We start from the raw sequence: 20,096 nt of genomic DNA, 5'->3' as shown, positions 1-20,096 counted from the left end.
AAAAGACAAATGAGCGAACAATTAGGCGGTTGGAAACGGACGGGCATGTGCGAGGATTTTTCCTCCCGGGATATTGGAAAAAAAGTGACCCTTATGGGCTGGGTAGACAGCCGGCGCAATCTGGGCGGTTTGATTTTTGTCTGGCTGCGGGACCGCAGCGGCATTATACAGCTGGTGTTTGATGAAAACGACCAGACGGGGGATTTTTCCGGGGCGGAGAGCCTGCGGGCGGAGTTTGTCATCGCCGTAAAGGGCGAGGTCGTCGCCCGGACGCCGGAAAATGTCAATCCCGATCTGCATACCGGGGAAATCGAAGTAAAGGTGGAGGAGCTTAAAATTCTGAGCAAAGCCGAGACGCCGCCCTTTGAAATCGAGGAGAATTCCAACGTCCGGGAAGAACTGCGGCTGAAATACCGCTATCTTGACCTGCGCCGGCCGGATATGCAGAAAAACTTTATCCTGCGCAACAGAATCGCCATGACTGTGCGTAAATATTTGGATGAAAATGGTTTTATGGAAATCGAGACGCCCATGCTGCAAAAGAGCACGCCGGAGGGCGCCCGGGACTATCTGGTTCCCTCCCGCATCCATAAGGGCGCGTTTTATGCGCTGCCCCAGTCTCCGCAGATTTTTAAGCAGCTTTTGATGGTTTCGGGATTTGACCGGTATTACCAGCTGGCCAAATGCTTCCGGGATGAGGATCTCCGGGCCGACCGCCAGCCGGAATTCACCCAGATCGATATGGAGCTTTCCTTTGTGGAGGTGGAAGATATCATCGCCATCAATGAAGGGCTGATTCAGCGGGTATTTCATGACGTGATGGGCATAGATATCAAAACGCCCCTGCGGCGGATTCCCTGGCAGGAGGCCATGGAACGCTATGGCAGCGACAAGCCGGATACCCGGTTCGGCATGGAACTCATGGATATCAGCGATATCGCCAAAGGCTGCTCCTTTAAGGTGTTCAGCGGTGCCGTGGAAAACGGCGGGAGCGTACGGTGCATCAACGCGAAAAAAGCCGGGCTTTCCCGCAAGGAAATCGACGCTCTTGGTGAGTTTGTCAAGACATATGGTGCCAAGGGGCTTGCCTGGATGAATTTCAAGGAAGAGGGAATGGCTTCACCCATTGCGAAATTCCTGACAGAAGAGGAAATTGCGGCGATTACCGAACGGACCGGCGCCCAGACGGGAGACTTGCTCCTTTTTGTCGCCGACCGCAATAAAGTGGTGTTTGATTCGCTGGGGGCGCTGCGGCTGCATCTGGCGCATAAGCTGGGACTCATTGACGAGAACCGCTTTGACCTTCTCTGGGTTACGGAATTTCCCCAGTTTGAATATAGCGAGGAAGAAGGGCGCTATGTCGCCATGCACCATCCCTTCACCGCACCCATGGACGAGGATATCGAATATTTGGAAACGCAGCCCGAGAAAGTGCGTGCAAAGGCCTATGATATCGTTTTAAACGGCAATGAGATCGGCGGTGGCAGCATCCGAATTCATAATGCAGAACTGCAGGAGCGCATGTTCCGGGCCCTGGGATTCTCTAAAGAAGAGGCATGGAACCGTTTTGGTTTTATGATGGAAGCTTTCAAATATGGAACGCCGCCCCACGGCGGCCTGGCCTATGGCCTGGACCGGCTGGTCATGCTCCTCGGAAAATGCCAGAGCATCCGGGACGTTATCGCTTTCCCGAAGGTGCAGAATGCTTCGGATCTGATGTCGGAAGCGCCCTCGCAGGTGGATGAAAAGCAGCTGGAAGAGCTGGGCATTGGCCTGCTCCCGCAGCAATGATCGAGCGGGGTGTGGTGTCCCGGGTGGAGGGAGAGACGGCCTATGTGGTTTTTAAACGGTCCTCTGCCTGCGGAAAGTGCCAGGCATGCGGAATGCTCAAGGATATGAGTGAAATTACCGTAGACGTAAAAAATACGCTGCGGGCGGCTCCGGGAGACAGGGTGGAGATAGAATTTTCTTCGGGCAATTCTCTGCGGTCTTCTCTCATTGCCTATGGAATTCCGCTCTTGTTTTTGGTTATTGGCGTATTTTTGGGGTATTATATAAGTAATACGATGCAGATTTCCATGCCAGGGGATATTTTGGCGGCGCTTCTGGGCCTGGGGCTCACAGCGGCGGCTTTTGGAATTCTACATATCCTGGAGCCACGGTTCCGCCGCCGGCTGAAAAACACCTTTCGCATGGTTGCAGTTGAAAAATCCGGGGAGGTAATGCAAAATGGATATGAAAACACTGACGGCTGAAAATTTTGAGCAGGAGATTCTGCAGGCGGACAAGCCCGCTATCGTCGACTTCTGGGCGACCTGGTGCGGCCCCTGCAAGATGTTTGCCCCTATTTTCCATGAGGTTGCAGAAGAGATGGGGGATAAGGTTATCTTTGGAAAAGTGGATGTGGACGAGGCCAGCGATCTGGCTTCGCAATTCAAGGTTATGAGCATCCCCACCATTATTCTTTTTAAAGATGGCAAGGCCATCAAAAAGAATATGGGTGTGATCAATAAGCAGGCACTTAAGGATTTTATCAGCCAGGCGCTATAAAAAGCAGAAAAACGCGAAAAAAGGCGGGAAGAATGGCTTTCCGGCCTTTTTTTATTGCAAAAAATATGATATGATAAAAAACTGTGAATATGAAAATTCTATGTCATTTATTATAAAGTATTTCGGGAGAAATAGTATGTTTTTACGAAAAATAGAGATCAACGGCTTCAAATCCTTCGCCAACCGGACGGAAATCCTCATAAACAGCGGGGTGACTGGGGTTGTGGGTCCTAATGGGAGTGGAAAGAGCAACATTGCCGACGCCATCCGTTGGGTGCTGGGCGAACAGAGCAGCAAAAACCTGCGGGGCATCAAGATGGAGGACGTGATCTTTAACGGGACGCAGAATAAGGCCAAAAAGGCCTTTTGCGAGGTGGCGTTATATTTTGATAATGAGGATCGCCGCATCCCCTATGATTATAGCGAGATTGTCATTGCCCGGAAGATGTACCGTTCCGGAGAAAGCGAATATTTCCTGAACGGCGCATCAGTGCGCCTGAAGGATATTCTGGATATCATTCGGGATACCGGCATCGGCAAGGAGGGCTATTCCATTGTGGGGCAGGGGCGGATCGATGAGATTCTTGCCAGCAAGCCCACTGCCCGGCGCAAAGTGTTTGAGGAAGCGGCGGGAATTATGAAGTTCCGCACCCGCAAGGAAGAGGCCGAGCATAAGCTGGAAAAGACGGATGAAAACCTGGTGCGGGTGGAGGATATTCTGGAGGAGCTTCAATCCCAGCTGGAGCCTTTGGAGATCCAGGCCGGCCAGACCCGGCGCTATCTGGAATTGTTTGCCCGGCAGAAAGAGCTGGACGCCAGCCTGTTTGTCGCCAATTATGAACGGGCGGAGAGACGCATTGCCAAGCTGGAGGAAGAACAGCGCCAGCTGGAGCAGGAAATTGGAGCAGGGCAGGCGCAGTTTGGAGAGGACAGCGGCGAGGTGGAGCGGCTGACAAAACAGATAGACGAGCTTTCGGCCCAGGGCAGCGCACTGCTGGAACAGCAAAGTGCCCTGCAGGCTGAAATGGAACGTCTGGGCGGGGAACACAATCTGTTTTTGGAAAAACAGGCCAACTGCGGGCGGGAAGCCCAGCGGCTCCGGCAGGAATGCCAGGAGGAGGAACAGGCGTCCCGTGCCCTTTTGGAGCAGAAGGACGCTATTGAGGAAAAGCAGGCCGAGCTGGGCCGGGAAATGGAAAAGACGGCGGCAGAGCTCACGGCTTTGGAAGAAAAGCGGAGCCAGGCAGTGAAGCAGCAAGAGGAAGAGCGGAAAAACCGCGACGCCTATAGTGAGCGGCGGAATTCTCTGCATAGTGAAATCACGGCGAAAAAGGGAGAAATCTCTGTCTGGCAGGCAAAGCTGGAGGGACTGAGCGAACAAAAGGCGGCGCTGGAAGACCGGATCGCCTTGGCAAAAGACGAACTAGCTCGCTGTCAGGCTGCCATTCAGGCTCAACAGGGGCAGATGGTGGAGGTATTCCAGGAAAAGGGCGCCATTGTTGCCGCCATGAATGAGAATAATTCCAAGCTGATCAAGGCCCAGGCATCGGAGACGGCGGCAGAACAGAAAATGGTCTCTGCCCAGAAAAGGCTGGACGAGGACATTTCCAAAAAGAAGCTGCTGGAGGATTTGAAGGCTGAATATGAGGGGTATTCGGACAGCATCCGAAACCTAATGCGGGCGGCCAGAAAACAGCCGCAGATCCGCGAAAAAATTCGGGGCACACTGGCGGAGATTCTCCGCGTGCCTGCGGAATATGAGGTGGCCATTGAAACGCTGCTGGGCGGCGCTCTGCAAAACGTCATTGTGCAGGATGAATACGACGCCAAGGACGTCATCGAATTTCTGCGCCGGGAAAATCTGGGCCGGGTGACGTTTATGCCTCTGGACGCCCTGCGGGTCAGCTATCTGACGGAGCAGGAAAAAGAATGCGCCTCCATGCCGGGATTTTTGGCGGTTGCCAGCGAAGCGGTGGAGTTTGATGCAAAAATGGCGCCGGCAGTGGAATTCCTGCTGGCCCGGACGGTGATCGTGGATACGCTGCAAAACGCCATCTCCATCATGCAGAAGTCCTCCTATAGCTTTCGTGCTGTCACACTGAAAGGGGATATCATCCGCCCGGGAGGCACGATGTCGGGCGGAAGCCAGACGAAAAAACAGTTTGGGCTGCTCTCCCGGGAGCGGAATATCGAGCTTTTGCAGAAAAAAATCCAGGAAAACCGCGTTTGTGTGGAAGCAGCCCGGGCAGAGCTGGCGCAGGCGCAGGACGTGACCCGGCAGATGCGGGAACAGAGCGGGGAACTGCTGCAAAAATTGCGGGATCTGGAAATTTCCTCTGCGGAGCAGAGGGAGAAAATTGCTGCAGAAGAGCGAAATAAGGCGGAAAAAGAGAAGCAGCTTGCCCAGCTGGAGGAATCCTATCAGGAATTTGACCAGGGCGCGGAAAAAATGCGGAAGAATGCGGCAGAGGAGGAAGAACAGCTCCAGGCATTGACAGCACGTTGGGAGGAGCTTCAGGATGCTGCCGCGTCCTTTGACGATGCGGTAGCCCGGGCAGAAGCGGCGGTTTCCTCTATTGCCGGGGAAATTGGGAAAGTGCAGATCCGGCAGGCCGAGATTTCCAAGGAAGCCGAGGCGGCGGGAGAAAACGAATCGCGGATTCTGGAAGAGATCCGGCGCTCAGAGAGCGGAATGGCTGGACGCATGGAGCAAATTGCTGTTCTGGAGCGCCAGAGGGAGGATCTCTCCCGGGCTATTTCCCACAATGAGGAGGAAACGGCGGCAAAAGGCGAAGAGGCGCAGATCCTGCGGGAAAAGCTGCTGGAAAATGAGGAAGAGACGCGCCGGCTAAAGGAAGCCCTGTCCGGCCGGCAAAAGCAGAGTATGGAATACCAGATGCGGCAGTCCGGCCTGCTGGAGCGGAAATATAAGGTGGAATCCCAGCTGGAAAAAGTCCGCCTGGCGATGGAAACGGCGGGGAATAAATTATGGGAAGAATATGAAATGACCTATGGCGACGCATTGGAGGCGCGCATAGAGATCGGATTCCAGGAGGCCAGCCGGGAAGTGCAGGATATCCGCGCCCAGGTGCGGGAGCTGGGGGTTATCAACCCCAATGCCATCGAGGACTATAACCGCCTTCAAGAGCGGGTGACGGGACTGACGCTGCAAAGAGAAGACCTGTTGAAGGCAAAAGCGGACCTGACACGGGTGATCGGCGAGCTAATGAACGTGATGCGCGAAACCTTTCAGGAACGGTTTGACAGGATCAATGAGAATTTCCAGGAAATTTTTCAGGAGCTGTTTGGCGGCGGCCGGGCGGCCCTGTCCTTTGGGGAAGGAGATATCATGGAGTGCGGCATTGAAATCGCCGCCGAGCCTCCGGGAAAGAAGCTGCAGCATATTTCCCTGCTCTCCGGCGGGGAGCGGGCGCTTACGGCCATCGCCCTTCTGTTCGCCATGATTCGGATCAACCCATCGCCCATCTGTCTGCTGGATGAGATCGACGCTCCGCTGGACGAGGCCAACGTTATCCGCTTCAGCACCTATCTGACGCGGATCGACACGACCCAGTTTATCGTCATTACCCACCGCAAGCCCACGATGACCATCTGCAATGCCCTCTATGGCGTGGCGATGGAGGAAAAGGGCGTATCCAAGCTGGTATCGGTGAAATTAAATTGAATTTATAGCAAAGGAGACTCGACATGGGATTTTTTGAAAAGCTGAAAAGCGGCATGAGCAAGACGCGGGAAAACATTTCCGGGAAATTGAACAGCGTATTCGCGGCATTTACCCGAGTAGATGAGGATCTGCTGGAGGAATTGGAGGAAACGCTCATTCTTTGCGATATGGGGGTTCCCACGACCGAAAAGGTCATCGCGCAGCTCCGGGACCGCATCAAGGAAGAACGCATCAGGGAGCCGGAGGAAGTGCGCCGGGCGCTGGCGGAAATCATCCGGCAGTTAGTGGAATATGATGCGCCGGAAGAAAAATATCCCAAAATCATTCTGATCGTCGGGGTAAACGGCGTGGGCAAGACGACCTCTATCGGCAAAATTGCCCATGTATATAAAGAAGAAGGAAAAAGCGTGCTGCTGGCGGCGGCAGATACCTTCCGGGCGGCCGCGGCGGAGCAGCTCACCGTCTGGTCGAAGCGGGCGGATGTGCCCATTGTTAAATACGGCGAGGGCCATGACCCCGCGGCCGTGGTCTATGACGCCATCGATTCCGCCAAGCACCGCGGTACAGATGTGGTCATCTGTGACACGGCCGGCCGGCTTCACAATAAAAAGAATCTGATGAATGAGCTGGATAAGATCAGCCGGGTGATCGACCGGGAATATCCGGAGGCCGAGCGGGAAACCTATCTCGTTTTGGATGCAACCACCGGGCAGAACGCCATTTCCCAGGCAAAGGAGTTCGCCGGCGTTTCCCGGATCACGGGCATTATCCTGACAAAGCTGGACGGGACGGCCAAAGGCGGCATTGTCTGCGCCATCAAAGAGGAGCTGGGAATTCCCGTGAAATATATCGGGGTGGGCGAGGGGATCGACGATCTGCAGCGCTTCCAGCCGGAGGAATTTGCAAAGGCCCTGCTGGATTGAACAGGGTGTAAAGAAAAAATACTTGACACCCTGATAAAAAGGCACTATACTTAGTTGGTAAGGCTTGGGCCTTGTCACCAAGGAAGGGGATGGAGAGCGCCGTGCGGGAGGAACAAGAGGAGCTTAGGGACAGTCTGCTCCTGGATATCTATGGCGGCCTGCTGACGCAGAAGCAGCGCGAGGCGCTGCATATGCAGCTGGATCTGGATTATTCCCTTTCGGAAATTGCGGAGAACCAGGGGGTTACCCGGCAGGCGGCGTTGGATGCCGTCAAACGGGGGATTGCCCGGCTCCGGGAGCTGGAAAAGAGCCTGCGGATCTATGAGCGGTTTGCCCGTTCCATGGGAGTCCTGGCCCGGATGGAGGCCCTGGCAGAGCGGCAGGGAAATCAGGAGATGCTGGAGGCGCTCCGCGAAGCCCGCAGCATTTGGGAGGATTAAAGCCATATGGCATTTGAAGGTTTAGCCGATAAACTGCAAAACGTCTTTCGCAAGCTGACCGGAAAGGGAAAGCTTTCGGAAGCAGATATAAAAGTCGCCATGCGGGAAGTGAAGCTGGCTCTTCTGGAGGCGGACGTCAACTTCCTGGTGGTAAAGAAATTCATTAAATCTGTCTCGGAAAAGGCTGTTGGGCAGACGGTGCTGGAGAGCCTGACGCCGGGACAGGAAGTGATCCGCATTGTCCGGGATGAAATGACCCAGCTTCTGGGCGGGTCGCTTTCGGATATCAAAATCGCTTCGAATCCGCCGACGGTTATCCTGATGGCCGGCCTGCAGGGCGCCGGAAAGACGACCATGTGCGGCAAGTTGGGAAAATACTTCCTGAAAAAGGGAAAGACTCCCATGCTGGTGGCCTGCGATATCTATCGGCCTGCCGCCATTCAGCAGCTCAAGGTTGTGGGAGAGCAGGCGGGGGTTCCCGTGTTTGAGATGGGGCAGGAAAAGCCCTATAAGATCTATCAGGCGGCGTTGAAAGAAGCGCGGAAAAACGGAAACGATATGCTCATTCTGGATACGGCCGGCCGCCTGCATATCGATGAAGAGATGATGGCCGAGCTGAAGCGCCTGCGGGATGAAGCTCAGCCCACCGAGACGCTCCTGGTGATTGATGCAATGACCGGCCAGGATGCGGTAAACGCGGCCAAGGCCTTTAACGAAGAAGTGGAGCTTACGGGCGTGATCCTCACCAAGGTGGACGGCGATACCCGGGGCGGCGCGGCGCTTTCGGTCCGGGAAGTGACGGGAAAGCCCATCAAGTTTGTGGGCGTGGGGGAAAAGCTGACGGATATCGAGCTGTTCCATCCCGACCGCATGACCTCCCGAATTCTGGGCATGGGCGATATGCTCTCCCTCATCGAGAAGGCGGAAAAGAATTTCGACGAGAAGAAAGCCCTGGAGATGCAGCAGAAGATGCGCTCGGACCAGCTGAATCTCAACGATTTTCTCGAGCAGATGCAGCAGATGAAGAGCATGGGCTCCATGCAGGATATTCTGGCGATGCTCCCCGGCGGAAACAAGCTGGCGGGCATGAGCGTGGATGAGAAGCAGATGGCGCGCACCGAGGCCATTATCCAGTCCATGACCATGAAGGAGCGGGAAAACCCGGGCATCATCAACGGAAGCCGCCGCAAGCGGATTGCCAAAGGGAGCGGCGTCAGCGTGCAGGATGTCAACCGTCTTTTGAACCAGTTTGAGCAGATGAAGAAGATGCTCAAACAGTTCACGGGAAAACGGGGGAAACGGCGTATGATGGGACTGCCTTTCTAAAGGCGGCATTCATATAAAAATTCAATTAAAACGATGCGGGATACGCATACAGGAGGAAATTATGGCAGTTAAGATCAGATTCAAGAGAATGGGTTCCAAGAAAAATCCTTTTTACAGAGTTGTTGTGGCAGACAGCCGCAGCCCCCGGGACGGCCGGTTTATTGAAGAACTGGGATATTACAATCCCCTGACGAAAGAAACCAAGATCGATAACGAAAAGGCCGCCGATTGGGTAGCCAAGGGCGCGCAGCCCACGGATACCGTCCGCGCTCTTTTGAAGAAGAACGGCGCGATTCAATAAGCTCCAAGGAAAATGAGAATACCGGGCCGCAGATGATGCGGCTCGGCATTTATAGTTTTCAGAAAGGATGAAACTATGCTGGAATTAGTGGAGTATTTGGCTAAGTCTCTGGTGGACGATCCCTCCAAGGTTCGTGTGAAGGAAACCGAATCCGGCGATGTGACGGTCATCGAGCTGAACGTGGCGGAGGAGGATATGGGCAAGGTCATCGGCAAGCAAGGCCGGATTGCCAAGGCGATCCGCACGGTCGTCAAAGCGGCGTCTTCCAAGGAAAACAAGAAATATACGGTGGAAATCGTCTGATTATGGTGGAATATTTTCGGCTGGCGAAAATTCTGAAGCCCCAGGGTATCAAAGGCGAGGTTAAGCTCAAGCCCTATGCGGATGATCTTTCCCGTTTTCTGGAGCTTCCCCATGTGTATCTGAAGCGGCAGGGGGCCTATGAAAAGCGGGAGGTCACTGCGTCGCGGATCTATAAGCAGTTTGCGTATATCAAAATGCAGGGCTGCGACGACCGCAACACAGCGGAAACCCTGCGGGGGCAGTACCTGTATATCGACAGGGAGCATGCGGCGAAGCTGCCCGAAGGCGCCAGCTATATTGCCGATTTGATCGGCCTGCGGATCGTGGACCGGCAGGGAGCCGAGCTGGGAACGCTGGCCGAGGTGATCCAGTCGGCGCGGGTGGATATCTATTCCGTGGAAGGGAAGAAGAACTTTCTTTTTCCTCTGGCCCCCGGGGTGGTTATCAAAAAAGATTTGGAGGCCGGGGAGATCGTTGTGGACGAGGAGCGGCTGGCGGAGGTGTCCGTAGATGCTTAACTTCAATGTACTCACGATTTTTCCCGAGATGTTTTCTTCGTTTACCCAAACAAGCATCTGCAAACGGGCGATTGACGCGGGGATGATCGGCGTGAGCCTCTATAATTTCCGCGACTACACGCTGGATAAGCACCGCCGGGTGGATGATGCGCCGTTTGGCGGCGGCGCGGGCATGCTGATCGCGCCCCAGAGCGTGTTTGATTGTTTTGCCGCGGTTCACGAAAAACAGGCAGGCAAGCGGGTACGGAATATCTATATGTCCCCGGCGGGAAAATGCCTCACGGGGGAAATGTCGGTTTCGCTGGCGGAATATGACGAGCTGAATATTCTTTGCGGCCATTATGAGGGCGTGGACCAGCGGATTCTGGACGAATTGATTGACGAGGAAATTTCCATTGGGGATTATGTGCTGACGGGCGGAGAGCTTCCGGCGATGGTGCTGATGGACAGCGTGATGCGCCATGTGGAAGGCGTTCTCGGCAACGATGAAAGCACCAGCGAGGAATCCTTTTCCATGGCGGGGCTTTTGGAATATCCCCAATACACGCGCCCGGCGGATTTCCGGGGGAGAAAGGTTCCGGAAATTCTGCTTTCCGGCCATCATGCCAACATCAAAGCGTGGCAGCGCAGGCAGGCGATTTTGAAAACTGCGGCGCAGCGCCCCGAGCTTTTGGAAACGGCGGAGCTGACGCCGGAGGAACGGGCAGAATTTTTAAAATAGGGCTTGCATGCCCATGGGCAATTATGGTATAATACCACTTGTTTATGAGAACGGGCGGTCCGCTGCTTGGGAATTCCAGGTATGAACGTTCTGAAAAGGAAGGAGGAAGCATACTAATGCAGGATTTAGTAAAGTTTGTTGAGCAATCTCAGCTTCGCTCTGATCTGCCGGAACTGGAAATCGGTGACCTGATCCGGGTATACCTGAAAGTAAAAGAAGGCACAAGAGAAAGACTTCAGTTGTTTGAAGGATATCTGATCGCCAGACAGGGCGGCGGAATCAAAGAGACCATCACGGTTCGCCGCGTTTCTTATGGCATTGGCGTAGAGAGAACACTGCCGCTGCATTCGCCCAAAATCGATCACATCGAAAAGGTTCGGAGCGGTAAAGTCAGAAGAGCTAAACTCTATTATCTGCGCGACAGAGTCGGCAAAGCGGCCCGTATTCGTGAGAAATAGAAAAGACAATATGGCTGTCCATTTTGGACAGCCATATTTTTTTAACAAATACTTTAAACCCATATGTATGGAAGGTGCAAGAAATGAATATCAACTGGTATCCGGGACATATGACCAAAACCCGGCGGGCTTTGGAGGATAAGCTCAAGCTCATCGATCTCGTCATCGAAATTCTCGATGCGCGGGTGCCGCTGAGTTCGCAAAATCCGGATTTTGACGACCTTTTTGCCGGAAAGAAGCGGATGCTGGTGCTAAACAAGATGGATATGGCGGACGAGCGCATCACCAAGCGGTGGCTGGAATATTTTCGTAGGCAGGGGGAGTATGCTGTCGCATATTCGGCTGTCCGGGGAAATCCGCGGCAGCTGCAAAGGGAAATCGAGAATTGTGCCCGGCCCATCTATGAGAAGTATGCCGCAAAGGGACGGAAGAAAACCGTGCGGGCGCTGGTGTGCGGCATCCCCAATGTGGGCAAATCGGCAATTTTAAACCGCCTCTCGGGAACAAAAAAGATGCAGGTGGGAAATAAGCCGGGCGTGACCCGAGGGCTGGCCTGGGCGAAACTGACGCCCTATTTGGAACTGCTGGATTCGCCGGGGCTTTTATGGCCAAAAATTGAAAACGAGGAAACCGGCGCGGCTATCGCCCTCATCGGGAGCATCCGGCTGGAGGTGCTGAATGAAGAGGAGCTGGCCTATTACCTTTTGCGCAAGATGTGCGCTGCCGATCCGGAGCTGCTGATGGAGCGGTATAAATTGGCGGAGATCCGCGAAGACCCATGGGAAGTCATGGCGGATATCTGCAAAAAAAGAGGATTTCTCCTGCGGGGGGGCGAAATAGATACAGAACGCGGAGCACATATGCTTTTGGAGGAATTCCGCAACGCAAAAATCGGGCGGCTGTCTTTAGAATTGCCGCCGGATGCTGAAACGGCAGGAAACGAGGAATTATGACGGAATATTTTTATGACAGGGAACGGCAGGCTGCCGCAGAGGGAAAATACCTGGCGGGAGCAGACGAAGCCGGCCGGGGGCCGTTGGCCGGGCCGGTTGTAGCCGCCGCTGTGATTCTCCCCGCCGATTCTTTTATCGAGGGGATCGACGATTCTAAAAAAATTTCTGAAAAAAAACGCGAGCGGCTCTATGAGGAAATTACCAAAACGGCCGTCGACTGGGCTGTGGGGATCGTGGATGCGGATGTGATCGAAAAGATCAACATTTTGAATGCGGCCCGTCTGGCCTTTCAAAAGGCGGTTATGGCGCTGAAGGTCAAGGACTTTGTGCTGGTGACGGATTATATCAGCGGGCTGGAACTGCCCATGGAATATACCCCCATTGTGAAAGGGGATGCCAAGGTTTATTCCATTGCGGCGGCTTCTATTGTCGCCAAAGTGACCCGGGACCGCATTATGCGGGAATACGACAGGAAATATCCCGAATATGGCTTTGCCAGGCACAAGGGATATGGCACAAAGGCTCACCGGGAAGCCATTTTGCAGTATGGAATACTGGATATTCACCGGCCGAGCTTTTTGGGAAAGATAGGGAAATGACGCGGGAGCGGAAAAATACCGGAGATCTGGGCGAGGCGCTGGCCGCCCGCTATCTGGAAAGCCGGGGAATGCGGATTCTGGAAAGGAAATATACGATTCGGGGCGGCGAAATTGATTTGATCGCAAAAGACGGCGCGTATACCGTCTTTGTGGAGGTCAAGACCCGGCGCAGCGCTGCCTATGGGACAGGCGCAGAGTCCATCACGCCGCGGAAAATGGCGGCCCTTTGGCGGACGGCCGAGCAGTATGCCCAGAAACATCAGCTGCTGGATGCTCCCATGCGTTTTGACGTTGTAGATATATTTTTGCAAAGAAATGGAAATCCTGAGATTACATATATAAAAAATGCGGATATACACGCATGAGGCTTATCATCAAAGAGGTTTTTTTACATATGCTTACAAACGGAAAGAAAATTTTCGCATTTGTCTTAATATTCTGTCTGGCGTTTTGCTTTCTGACTCCTGCCTCCGCGGCGGGGGAGATTTTTGTAGACAACGCGTCTCTGGATGTCTGGGAAAACGGATGGCCGGAATATTGGAATTTTGATTCCGATGGGGCCATGATCGAGCAGATGCAGGGGGAGGACGGCTCGTCCTGCGCCAAAATCACGCTGACAGACCCGGGATATGCCTTTTTGAGCCAGGAGATCCAGCTGGAATCTGAAAAGGTATATATGATTTCCTGCAGGATAAAGACGGAAAATGTCTCTGCCGCCTATCCCGCCGCGAATATCAACATCTGGGGCCAGCCCCAGGCGGAGGACGGCTTTTTGGCAGACACCCAGGGGGACTGGCAGGAAATGCGCCTCTGCGTTAAAACCAATGTGGATGACTTCCAGACCTATACGATACGTTTTGGCCTGGGAAATGAGGACAGCGATGCAACTGGAACCGTATATATCGACTCCATCCGTGTGGAAGAGATGGATGAGGACCCGGCAGACCTGCCGATTCATACGCTGGTGGGCAGTCTGGCACAGGCCGGCGGCTTGGACGACGGTTCGGATGGAGAGGGCTCGGGAGACGAAGAAACATCCCGATACCATCACTCGCGGGAGGATATCACCTATAACGACGTTGGGGAAATGCTGTTTGCCATAACAGCGTTTATCGCCGTATATCTGCTGATTACCAGCGTCTGGAAAGAGAAGATGGCCCATTTCCTGCAAAATAAATGGGCGGTGCTGTTGATTTTTGCGGCGGCTGTCGGGCTGCGCCTGGTCATCGCCTATCGGGAACCCGGCCATATTACGGATATGAACTGCTTTGCCTCATGGGCAAAGCAGCTGACCAAAACCGGCTTGGGCGGCTTCTATTCGTCCGGTATATTTGCCGATTATCCGCCGGGGTATATGTATATCCTCTATCCCATCGGCCTTTTGGGCAATGCCTTGGGATGGCAGCTGGGAACCGCGGAATACAGCCTGCTGGTCCGCATTCCGGCGATACTCTGTGATGCAGTTCTGGCCTATGTGGTCTATCGCATCGGGAAAAAGAGGATGGCCCCGGGTTCGTCCATGCTCATCTCGCTTCTGGTGCTGTTTTCTCCCGCTCTTATTGCAACGAGCAGCTCCTGGGGGCAGATTGACTCGGTGTTCATTCTGGCGGCGGTAGGTTCGCTCTATCTTCTGCAAAAGGACAAAAAGGTCTATGCGGCCATGCTTTTGATGGTCACGTTTATGATCAAGCCCCAGGCGCTCATCATTGCGCCGGTTTTTGCTATCGTATACCTGGCAGATATCTTCACAAAGGGCCGGACCAAGCGCGCCTTGTGGGATACGCTGCTTTCTTTTGTGGGAATGGCGGGCGTATACCTTCTGTTGGCCGTGCCCATGATGCCCGAAGGTTCATCCTTCCTCTATGTGTTTGAGCGGATGGCCGAAACTATGGGGCAGTATGCCTATGGCAGCGTCAACGCCTTCAACCTGATGGCTCTTTTCGGCGGGAACTTTGCCAACATGGAAAACGGCTTCCTGTTTGGAACCTATGGCAGCTTTGGCGCGGCTTTCATTGCTCTCGCCATCCTGGCGGCAGCTGTCCTCTATTTTAAAAAGCGGGACAAGGGGAATATTTTCCTGCTTTCTGCCTTTGTGGTCATCAGCGTGTTTGTGCTGGGCCATGAAATGCACGAGCGCTATATTCTCCCCGGCATCGTGTTCCTGTTGATTGCGGCCATGCAAAAGGATTCCCGGAAGCTGACCTTCCTGGGAATGCTGCTGAGCATTCTGGCCTTCCTGAACATTCAAATTGTCCTGCTCTATGGCGCGGACGCCATTGATACGCTGGTTGTCATCATCCTTTCCGCCATGACCGTGGTGGCCTATGGATTCTTTGTCTGGCTCTGCGTGCGCCATATGGCCTTTGCGCCGGAAGAATTTCTGCGGATTTCGGCAGTTCCGGAACCGATGCCCGGCCTGAAAGAGCGCAAGCGGCGCTCGGCGAAGGAGCGGCTGGAAAGCTTTCCGCTGGAAGAAAAAGGGCGGCGGATGAACAAGCGAGACGCTTGGGTCCTTTCCCTGATAACCGGAATTTATGCCGTCTTTGCCTTTACCAACCTGGGGAGCCTGGTGATCCCGGCTCGGACCCAGCCAGTGACAGCGCAGGGGGATTCGGCCTATATTTTTGAGCTTTCCGAAAGCCAGGATATTTATCAATGGAAATACTATGCCGGATACTGCGAAGGCAACATGCAGATCTTTATTTCCGAAGATGGGGAGGAATATACGCCGCTTTTGGACGGAAACGTTAAGCATGAATACGGCGATATGTTCAAATGGCATTTCAACGATTTTGGCGGCCGTGCCAAATTCATCAGAATTGAAGTAACCCAGGGGGATATCGAGCTTCGGGAAGTGGCTTTTACGGACAGCGAAAACAATCTCCTGCCCATAGCCGGCGCCTGGGCGGTGCGGGATGGAGTGCAGGAAGAGGCCCCCTATCTCTATGACGAACAGGATCAGGTGCCCACGATCACCAGCGCGCTGACGGATATGTATTTTGATGAGGTATATCATGCCCGGACGGCCTATGAATATATGGAGGGGCTCTATCCCTATGAGATTACCCATCCGCCTCTTGGGAAAAGCATCATTACCATCGGCATCCAGATTTTCGGCTTCAATCCCTTTGGATGGCGGTTCATGGGAGCCTTGTTTGGAGTGCTGCAGCTGCCGGTATTCTATATTTTTGCTAAACGGCTCTTTAAAAAGACCAAGTGGGCGGCGATAGGGACGGTTCTGTTTGCGGCGGATTTCATGCACTTTGACCTGACGCGGATCGCCACCATAGACAGCTACAGCATTTTCTTTATCCTGCTGATGTATCTGTTTATGTATGAGTATTCCCAGCACAATTTCAACCGGGAAAAGCTATGGAAAACCTTTATTCCTCTGGGGCTCTGCGGAATATCCTTTGCCTTGGGGGCGGCAACCAAGTGGCTCTGCATCTATGCCGGCCTGGGCCTGTGCGTCCTGTTCTTCTATACGGTCTATCAGAGATACCAGGAATATAAATATGCCAGAGAAAATGGAATGGAGGAGATCGCAGCCAATTATAAAAAGAAGCTGACTCTTACCATCCTGTTCTGTGTCCTTGTGTTTATCATTATCCCGGTGATCGTCTATGTTGCCTCCTATGCGCCGTATTTCAACAATACGGAGCGGGAATTCGGGCTGCTGGACGTTTGGAAGAACCAGGAATATATGCTGAATTACCACGGCAACCTGAAAACGGATACGCCGCATCCCTATTCTTCCCGGGTGTTTACCTGGCCGCTGAACGTCCATCCTGTTTTCTTCTTCATGGCAGAGGGCGAGATGAACGGCCTTTCCGGGCTGATCTGGTGCATCGGGAATCCCCTGGTGTGGTGGGGCGGCCTGCTGGGCGTGCTCTATCTCATCGGGATGCGCAAAAACAGGGGGCAAAAGCTGAAGGGCCTGCCCTTCATCGCCATTGCGGCCCTCTCTCAATATCTGCCCTGGACGCTGATTTCCCGGGAGGTATTCATCTATCACTATTTTGCGACACTGCCGTTTTTGATTCTGGCGCTTGTCTATGCCCTACGGAGGATCAGCGGAACCTATAAGCATGGAAAGCAATGCGTATATGCCTATGTGGCGCTCTGTGTCGCGGCCTTTTTCCTGTTCTATCCCATTATGACGGGCGTGCTGGTGAGCCGGAGCTATAACCTGTTCCTGCAATGGCTGCCCAACTGGCCGGTGGTATAGCCATGAAGAAAAAGGAGCTTTGGCGGCTGATAAAATTCAGCCTCTGCAACCAGACAGCCTGGCTGGCAGACCTGGGAATATTTACGCTCACCTATCAGGTTCTCGGCTGGTATTATATCGGGGCAAAGGCTCTATCCTATACGATTGGGGCTTTTGTCAGCTATACGATGAACCGGCGGATCACTTTCAGGAGTGGGCGGCGCTATGTTTCCGGGACGCTGGCGAAGTTTATCGCCGTAAACTGCGTCTCCATTGCGCTTTCCCTGGGGTCGATGTATGTGATTAACGACTGCCTGGGCTGGCCGGTCTGGGCGGGATATTTTCTTTCGATTTTATTTTCCTTCTCCTGCAATTTCCTGGGAAACCGATTTTGGGTGTTCCGGGAAGAGGCGGAGAAATGAGAGAAGGGGAGGATTAGCCGATGCTGGCGAAGGTGGGAAGCTGCGGGCTGATGGGGCTTGGCGGGTTTCATGTGGATGTGGAGGTGGACGTATCCTCCGGCATGCCCTGCATGGAAATCGTGGGTCTGGCGGATACGGCGGTGAAGGAGAGCCGGGAGCGGGTGCGCTCTGCCCTGAAAAACGCGGGCTTTGCCTATCCTGCCAGCCGGATTATCATTAACCTTGCGCCGGCCGACCTGCGCAAGGAAGGTCCCATCTATGACCTCCCCATCGCCGTCGGCATTTTGGCGGCCAGCGGGCAGGTTCCCTTTTCCGGGCGGCGGGATACGGTTTTTCTGGGGGAGCTTTCGCTGGATGGGGAGATCCGGGGCGTTCATGGAGTTCTGCCCATGCTCATCGATGCCCGAAGCCGGGGCATGCGCCGGGCCGTGGTACCGGAGGAAAATGCCGGGGAAGCCGCTTATATCGAGGGACTTCAGATTCTGCCGGTGCGGAATCTGTCCGAGTTGGCTTCCTATATGCGCGGGGAAAAGGAGATGGTATACTGCCAGCCCGGAAAATTTGCCGCCCGGAGGGAAAGTTCCGGAGATATCGATTTCAAATATATCAAGGGACAGGATGCGGCAAAGCGTGCCATGGAAATCGCTGTGGCGGGCAGCCATAATATTTTTCTCATCGGCCCTCCGGGCTCGGGAAAAACCATGCTGGCCCGGGCTGTCCCCACGATCATGCCGCTTCTCACCTTTGCGGAGGCGCTGGAGGTGACAAAAGTGCACTCCGTGAGTGGGGAGCTGCGGGGAGGGATTGTCACGGAACGGCCGTTCCGCAGCCCGCATCACACGGCGTCCACGGCCTCCCTCATCGGCGGGGGCGCAAAGGCGCGGCCGGGGGAGGTCAGCCTGGCCCATCAGGGCGTGTTATTTTTGGATGAGCTGCCGGAATTCCGGCGGGAGGCGCTGGAAGCCCTGCGCCAGCCGCTGGAGGATGGATTCGTCACGGTATCCCGGGTAAACGCCCGGGTGGAATATCCGGCCCGGTTTATGCTTGTGGCCTCCATGAACCCGTGCCCCTGTGGGTATTATGGCGATCCATCGGGAAAATGCCGCTGTACGCCGGGGCAGATTCGCCGCTATCTCTCCCAAAGGATCAGCGGGCCGCTGCTAAACCGCGTGGATCTGCATGTGGAGGTGGCGCGGCCGCTCTATGAGGATCTGATTTCTGCCCGGGAGGGGGAGCCGTCATCAGCGGTTCGGAATCGGGTGGAACAGGCGAGGGAGATACAGCGGGAGCGGTATCAAAAGGCGGGAATTCTCGTCAACAGCCAGCTCCGGGGCGGCATGTTCGATGAATTTTGTAAGTTGGATGCAGCCTGCGAACTGTTGCTGTCCTCTGCCTTTCAGTCTCTCAATCTCAGCGCCCGGGCTTATCGGCGCATCCTCATGGTGGCGCGTACCATCGCCGATCTGGCGGGCAGCGGGGAGATCCGCGAGGAGCATGTTGCCGAAGCGGTGCAATACCGCAGCCTGGATCGGAAATATTGGGGTGGAGAGGTATGAGCGGGCTTACGCACGAGGAGAAAATCTGGTATTGGCTGGCTTCCACGCCGCGTCTGGGATTTAAGCATATGGTATCCATTCTGGAGATGCAGATTTCCCTGGAAGAGATTTTTGCAGATCCCGGGAGTCTGTCCATGCTCCCGGAGGAGATGCGGGAAACGCTGAAAAGCCGGGCGGATATGGGGCGCATCGAGGAGGAACTGTTTTCTTTGGAGAAGCAGGGAATCCATGCGGTTCCCATGCCCAGCGGGGAATATCCGCCGCTTCTTCGGGAGATTTACCGTCCGCCGCTGATTTTATATGTAAAGGGCAGTCTGCTGCGGGTGGGTGAGCTTCCCCTCGGTATGGTGGGCACCCGTCTTGCTTCCCGGGAGGGGATGGCGCGCATGAAGCAAATCGCCCGGGAGCTGGCAGACGCAGGAGTTACGGTCGTTTCGGGGATGGCCCGGGGGATTGACACGGCCTGCCATAAAGGGGCGCTGGAGGCCGGCGGCGTGACGGTGGCGGTTCTGGGCTGCGGCGTAGAGCGGGCCTATCCCAGCGAAAACAAACGGCTATATCACGCGATTGCCGAAACGGGCGCCGTAATCAGCGAATTTCCGCCGGGCACGCCGCCATTCGCGGGAAATTTTCCCGTCCGCAACCGGATCATCAGCGGCATGTCCCGGGGGATCCTGGTGGGCGAGGCCAATGAGGCCAGCGGCGCTCATAACACCGCTCGACATGCCTATGAGGAAAACCGGGATGTGTTCGCGGTTCCGGCGGAAAAACCAGAACAGACGGCGGAACTTCCCGCTTTGCTGATGGAAAACGGCTCCCTGTCCGCGCGCAGCGCAAGGGAGGTTCTTTCCTATTATGGATGGGCGGCAGAGGAGCCTTTGCAGGAGGAAAGCCCAGAACCCGGGCTTGATTTTTTTGAAAGGGAACTGTATAATCTGCTTTTAAAGGGTGACATGACAATGCAGCAGTTGGCCGACCGTTCGGGAAGCGCCGCCGCAAAGGTAAGCCTGACCCTCACAAAACTTGAGGTGAAAGGTCTGGTAGAGCGGCTTCCGGGGAACCGCTTCGGTAAAAAAATCTGATTTGGCTTTTATATGGATCCCCTTTGGATACATTTGAGTATAGAAACTGGAG

At 54.5% G+C, this 20,096-nt stretch carries 19 protein-coding genes; all 19 read left to right on the top strand.

Annotated elements, in window-relative coordinates; all coding sequences use genetic code 11:
* The first annotated feature begins 9 nt into the window (after positions 1–9).
* Entirely contained in the window at positions 10–1,791 is a 1,782-nt protein-coding gene (gene aspS, locus H8693_RS01980) for an aspartate--tRNA ligase (protein ID WP_249279574.1), read from the top strand.
* Positions 1,788–2,255 (top strand): SoxR reducing system RseC family protein, encoded by a 468-nt coding sequence (locus H8693_RS01975; RefSeq protein WP_249279573.1) that lies wholly within the window; start codon positions 1,788–1,790, stop codon positions 2,253–2,255. The genes aspS and H8693_RS01975 overlap by 4 nt, the downstream gene beginning before the upstream one ends.
* On the top strand, positions 2,230–2,550 hold the full coding sequence (gene trxA, locus H8693_RS01970; protein WP_178621653.1) for a thioredoxin: 321 nt from the start codon (positions 2,230–2,232) through the stop codon (positions 2,548–2,550). The genes H8693_RS01975 and trxA overlap by 26 nt, the downstream gene beginning before the upstream one ends.
* Before the next feature lie 136 nt (positions 2,551–2,686).
* On the top strand, positions 2,687–6,235 hold the full coding sequence (smc, locus tag H8693_RS01965; RefSeq protein ID WP_249279572.1) for a chromosome segregation protein SMC: 3,549 nt from the start codon (positions 2,687–2,689) through the stop codon (positions 6,233–6,235).
* Between the two features lie 23 nt (positions 6,236–6,258).
* Positions 6,259–7,158: a signal recognition particle-docking protein FtsY gene (ftsY, locus tag H8693_RS01960; RefSeq protein WP_249279571.1), complete on the top strand. Its 900-nt coding sequence runs from the start codon at positions 6,259–6,261 to the stop codon at positions 7,156–7,158.
* A 101-nt stretch (positions 7,159–7,259) separates the two neighbouring features.
* The gene (locus H8693_RS01955; protein WP_249279570.1) at positions 7,260–7,598 is read left to right on the top strand and encodes a hypothetical protein; all 339 of its coding nucleotides are present in this window, start codon (positions 7,260–7,262) and stop codon (positions 7,596–7,598) included.
* Positions 7,599–7,604: 6 nt separating this feature from the next.
* Positions 7,605–8,924, top strand: a complete 1,320-nt coding sequence (gene ffh, locus H8693_RS01950) for a signal recognition particle protein (protein WP_249279569.1) — start codon at positions 7,605–7,607, stop codon at positions 8,922–8,924.
* Positions 8,925–8,985: 61 nt separating this feature from the next.
* Complete coding sequence (rpsP, locus tag H8693_RS01945) at positions 8,986–9,225, top strand: 30S ribosomal protein S16 (RefSeq protein WP_178620387.1); 240 nt, start codon at positions 8,986–8,988, stop codon at positions 9,223–9,225.
* A 75-nt stretch (positions 9,226–9,300) separates the two neighbouring features.
* Entirely contained in the window at positions 9,301–9,528 is a 228-nt protein-coding gene (locus H8693_RS01940; protein ID WP_178620391.1) for a KH domain-containing protein, read from the top strand.
* Between the two features lie 2 nt (positions 9,529–9,530).
* Positions 9,531–10,046 carry a ribosome maturation factor RimM gene (gene rimM / locus H8693_RS01935; protein WP_249279568.1) on the top strand — a complete coding sequence of 172 codons (516 nt, stop codon included), beginning with the start codon at positions 9,531–9,533 and terminating at the stop codon, positions 10,044–10,046.
* Entirely contained in the window at positions 10,039–10,767 is a 729-nt protein-coding gene (trmD, locus tag H8693_RS01930; RefSeq protein ID WP_178620396.1) for a tRNA (guanosine(37)-N1)-methyltransferase TrmD, read from the top strand. Before rimM ends, trmD begins: the two co-directional genes overlap by 8 nt.
* Before the next feature lie 116 nt (positions 10,768–10,883).
* Positions 10,884–11,225 (top strand): 50S ribosomal protein L19, encoded by a 342-nt coding sequence (rplS, locus tag H8693_RS01925; RefSeq protein WP_249279567.1) that lies wholly within the window; start codon positions 10,884–10,886, stop codon positions 11,223–11,225.
* Between the two features lie 83 nt (positions 11,226–11,308).
* Positions 11,309–12,178 (top strand): ribosome biogenesis GTPase YlqF, encoded by an 870-nt coding sequence (gene ylqF / locus H8693_RS01920; protein ID WP_249279566.1) that lies wholly within the window; start codon positions 11,309–11,311, stop codon positions 12,176–12,178.
* Positions 12,175–12,777: a ribonuclease HII gene (locus H8693_RS01915; protein WP_249279565.1), complete on the top strand. Its 603-nt coding sequence runs from the start codon at positions 12,175–12,177 to the stop codon at positions 12,775–12,777. Before ylqF ends, H8693_RS01915 begins: the two co-directional genes overlap by 4 nt.
* On the top strand, positions 12,774–13,142 hold the full coding sequence (locus H8693_RS01910; protein ID WP_249279564.1) for a YraN family protein: 369 nt from the start codon (positions 12,774–12,776) through the stop codon (positions 13,140–13,142). Before H8693_RS01915 ends, H8693_RS01910 begins: the two co-directional genes overlap by 4 nt.
* A gap of 29 nt (positions 13,143–13,171) precedes the next feature.
* Positions 13,172–17,005, top strand: a complete 3,834-nt coding sequence (locus H8693_RS01905; RefSeq protein ID WP_249279563.1) for a phospholipid carrier-dependent glycosyltransferase — start codon at positions 13,172–13,174, stop codon at positions 17,003–17,005.
* A 2-nt stretch (positions 17,006–17,007) separates the two neighbouring features.
* A complete protein-coding gene (locus H8693_RS01900) occupies positions 17,008–17,406 on the top strand; it encodes a GtrA family protein (RefSeq protein ID WP_249279562.1) in 399 nt (132 codons plus the stop codon).
* A gap of 20 nt (positions 17,407–17,426) precedes the next feature.
* A complete protein-coding gene (locus H8693_RS01895; RefSeq protein WP_249279561.1) occupies positions 17,427–18,962 on the top strand; it encodes a YifB family Mg chelatase-like AAA ATPase in 1,536 nt (511 codons plus the stop codon).
* Positions 18,959–20,044 (top strand): DNA-processing protein DprA, encoded by a 1,086-nt coding sequence (gene dprA / locus H8693_RS01890; protein ID WP_249279560.1) that lies wholly within the window; start codon positions 18,959–18,961, stop codon positions 20,042–20,044. The genes H8693_RS01895 and dprA overlap by 4 nt, the downstream gene beginning before the upstream one ends.
* The last annotated feature ends 52 nt before the right edge of the window (positions 20,045–20,096 follow it).

It is taken from the genome of Guopingia tenuis, assembly GCF_014384805.1.
Lineage (GTDB): Bacteria > Bacillota > Clostridia > Christensenellales > Christensenellaceae > Guopingia > Guopingia tenuis.
Note: the sequence above shows the minus strand (reverse complement) of the source record. Positions and strands in the feature narration are given on the sequence as shown.

What these genes read in the sequence shown, in the direction of transcription:
- aspS (WP_249279574.1), top strand. Translation starts at nt 10, where the DNA reads ATGAGCGAACAATTAGGCGGTTGGAAACGGACGGGCATGTGCGAGGAT.
- H8693_RS01975 (WP_249279573.1), top strand. Translation starts at nt 1,788, where the DNA reads ATGATCGAGCGGGGTGTGGTGTCCCGGGTGGAGGGAGAGACGGCCTAT.
- trxA (WP_178621653.1), top strand. Translation starts at nt 2,230, where the DNA reads ATGGATATGAAAACACTGACGGCTGAAAATTTTGAGCAGGAGATTCTG.
- smc (WP_249279572.1), top strand. Translation starts at nt 2,687, where the DNA reads ATGTTTTTACGAAAAATAGAGATCAACGGCTTCAAATCCTTCGCCAAC.
- ftsY (WP_249279571.1), top strand. Translation starts at nt 6,259, where the DNA reads ATGGGATTTTTTGAAAAGCTGAAAAGCGGCATGAGCAAGACGCGGGAA.
- ffh (WP_249279569.1), top strand. Translation starts at nt 7,605, where the DNA reads ATGGCATTTGAAGGTTTAGCCGATAAACTGCAAAACGTCTTTCGCAAG.
- rpsP (WP_178620387.1), top strand. Translation starts at nt 8,986, where the DNA reads ATGGCAGTTAAGATCAGATTCAAGAGAATGGGTTCCAAGAAAAATCCT.
- H8693_RS01940 (WP_178620391.1), top strand. Translation starts at nt 9,301, where the DNA reads ATGCTGGAATTAGTGGAGTATTTGGCTAAGTCTCTGGTGGACGATCCC.
- rimM (WP_249279568.1), top strand. Translation starts at nt 9,531, where the DNA reads ATGGTGGAATATTTTCGGCTGGCGAAAATTCTGAAGCCCCAGGGTATC.
- trmD (WP_178620396.1), top strand. Translation starts at nt 10,039, where the DNA reads ATGCTTAACTTCAATGTACTCACGATTTTTCCCGAGATGTTTTCTTCG.
- rplS (WP_249279567.1), top strand. Translation starts at nt 10,884, where the DNA reads ATGCAGGATTTAGTAAAGTTTGTTGAGCAATCTCAGCTTCGCTCTGAT.
- ylqF (WP_249279566.1), top strand. Translation starts at nt 11,309, where the DNA reads ATGAATATCAACTGGTATCCGGGACATATGACCAAAACCCGGCGGGCT.
- H8693_RS01915 (WP_249279565.1), top strand. Translation starts at nt 12,175, where the DNA reads ATGACGGAATATTTTTATGACAGGGAACGGCAGGCTGCCGCAGAGGGA.
- H8693_RS01910 (WP_249279564.1), top strand. Translation starts at nt 12,774, where the DNA reads ATGACGCGGGAGCGGAAAAATACCGGAGATCTGGGCGAGGCGCTGGCC.
- H8693_RS01905 (WP_249279563.1), top strand. Translation starts at nt 13,172, where the DNA reads ATGCTTACAAACGGAAAGAAAATTTTCGCATTTGTCTTAATATTCTGT.
- H8693_RS01900 (WP_249279562.1), top strand. Translation starts at nt 17,008, where the DNA reads ATGAAGAAAAAGGAGCTTTGGCGGCTGATAAAATTCAGCCTCTGCAAC.
- H8693_RS01895 (WP_249279561.1), top strand. Translation starts at nt 17,427, where the DNA reads ATGCTGGCGAAGGTGGGAAGCTGCGGGCTGATGGGGCTTGGCGGGTTT.
- dprA (WP_249279560.1), top strand. Translation starts at nt 18,959, where the DNA reads ATGAGCGGGCTTACGCACGAGGAGAAAATCTGGTATTGGCTGGCTTCC.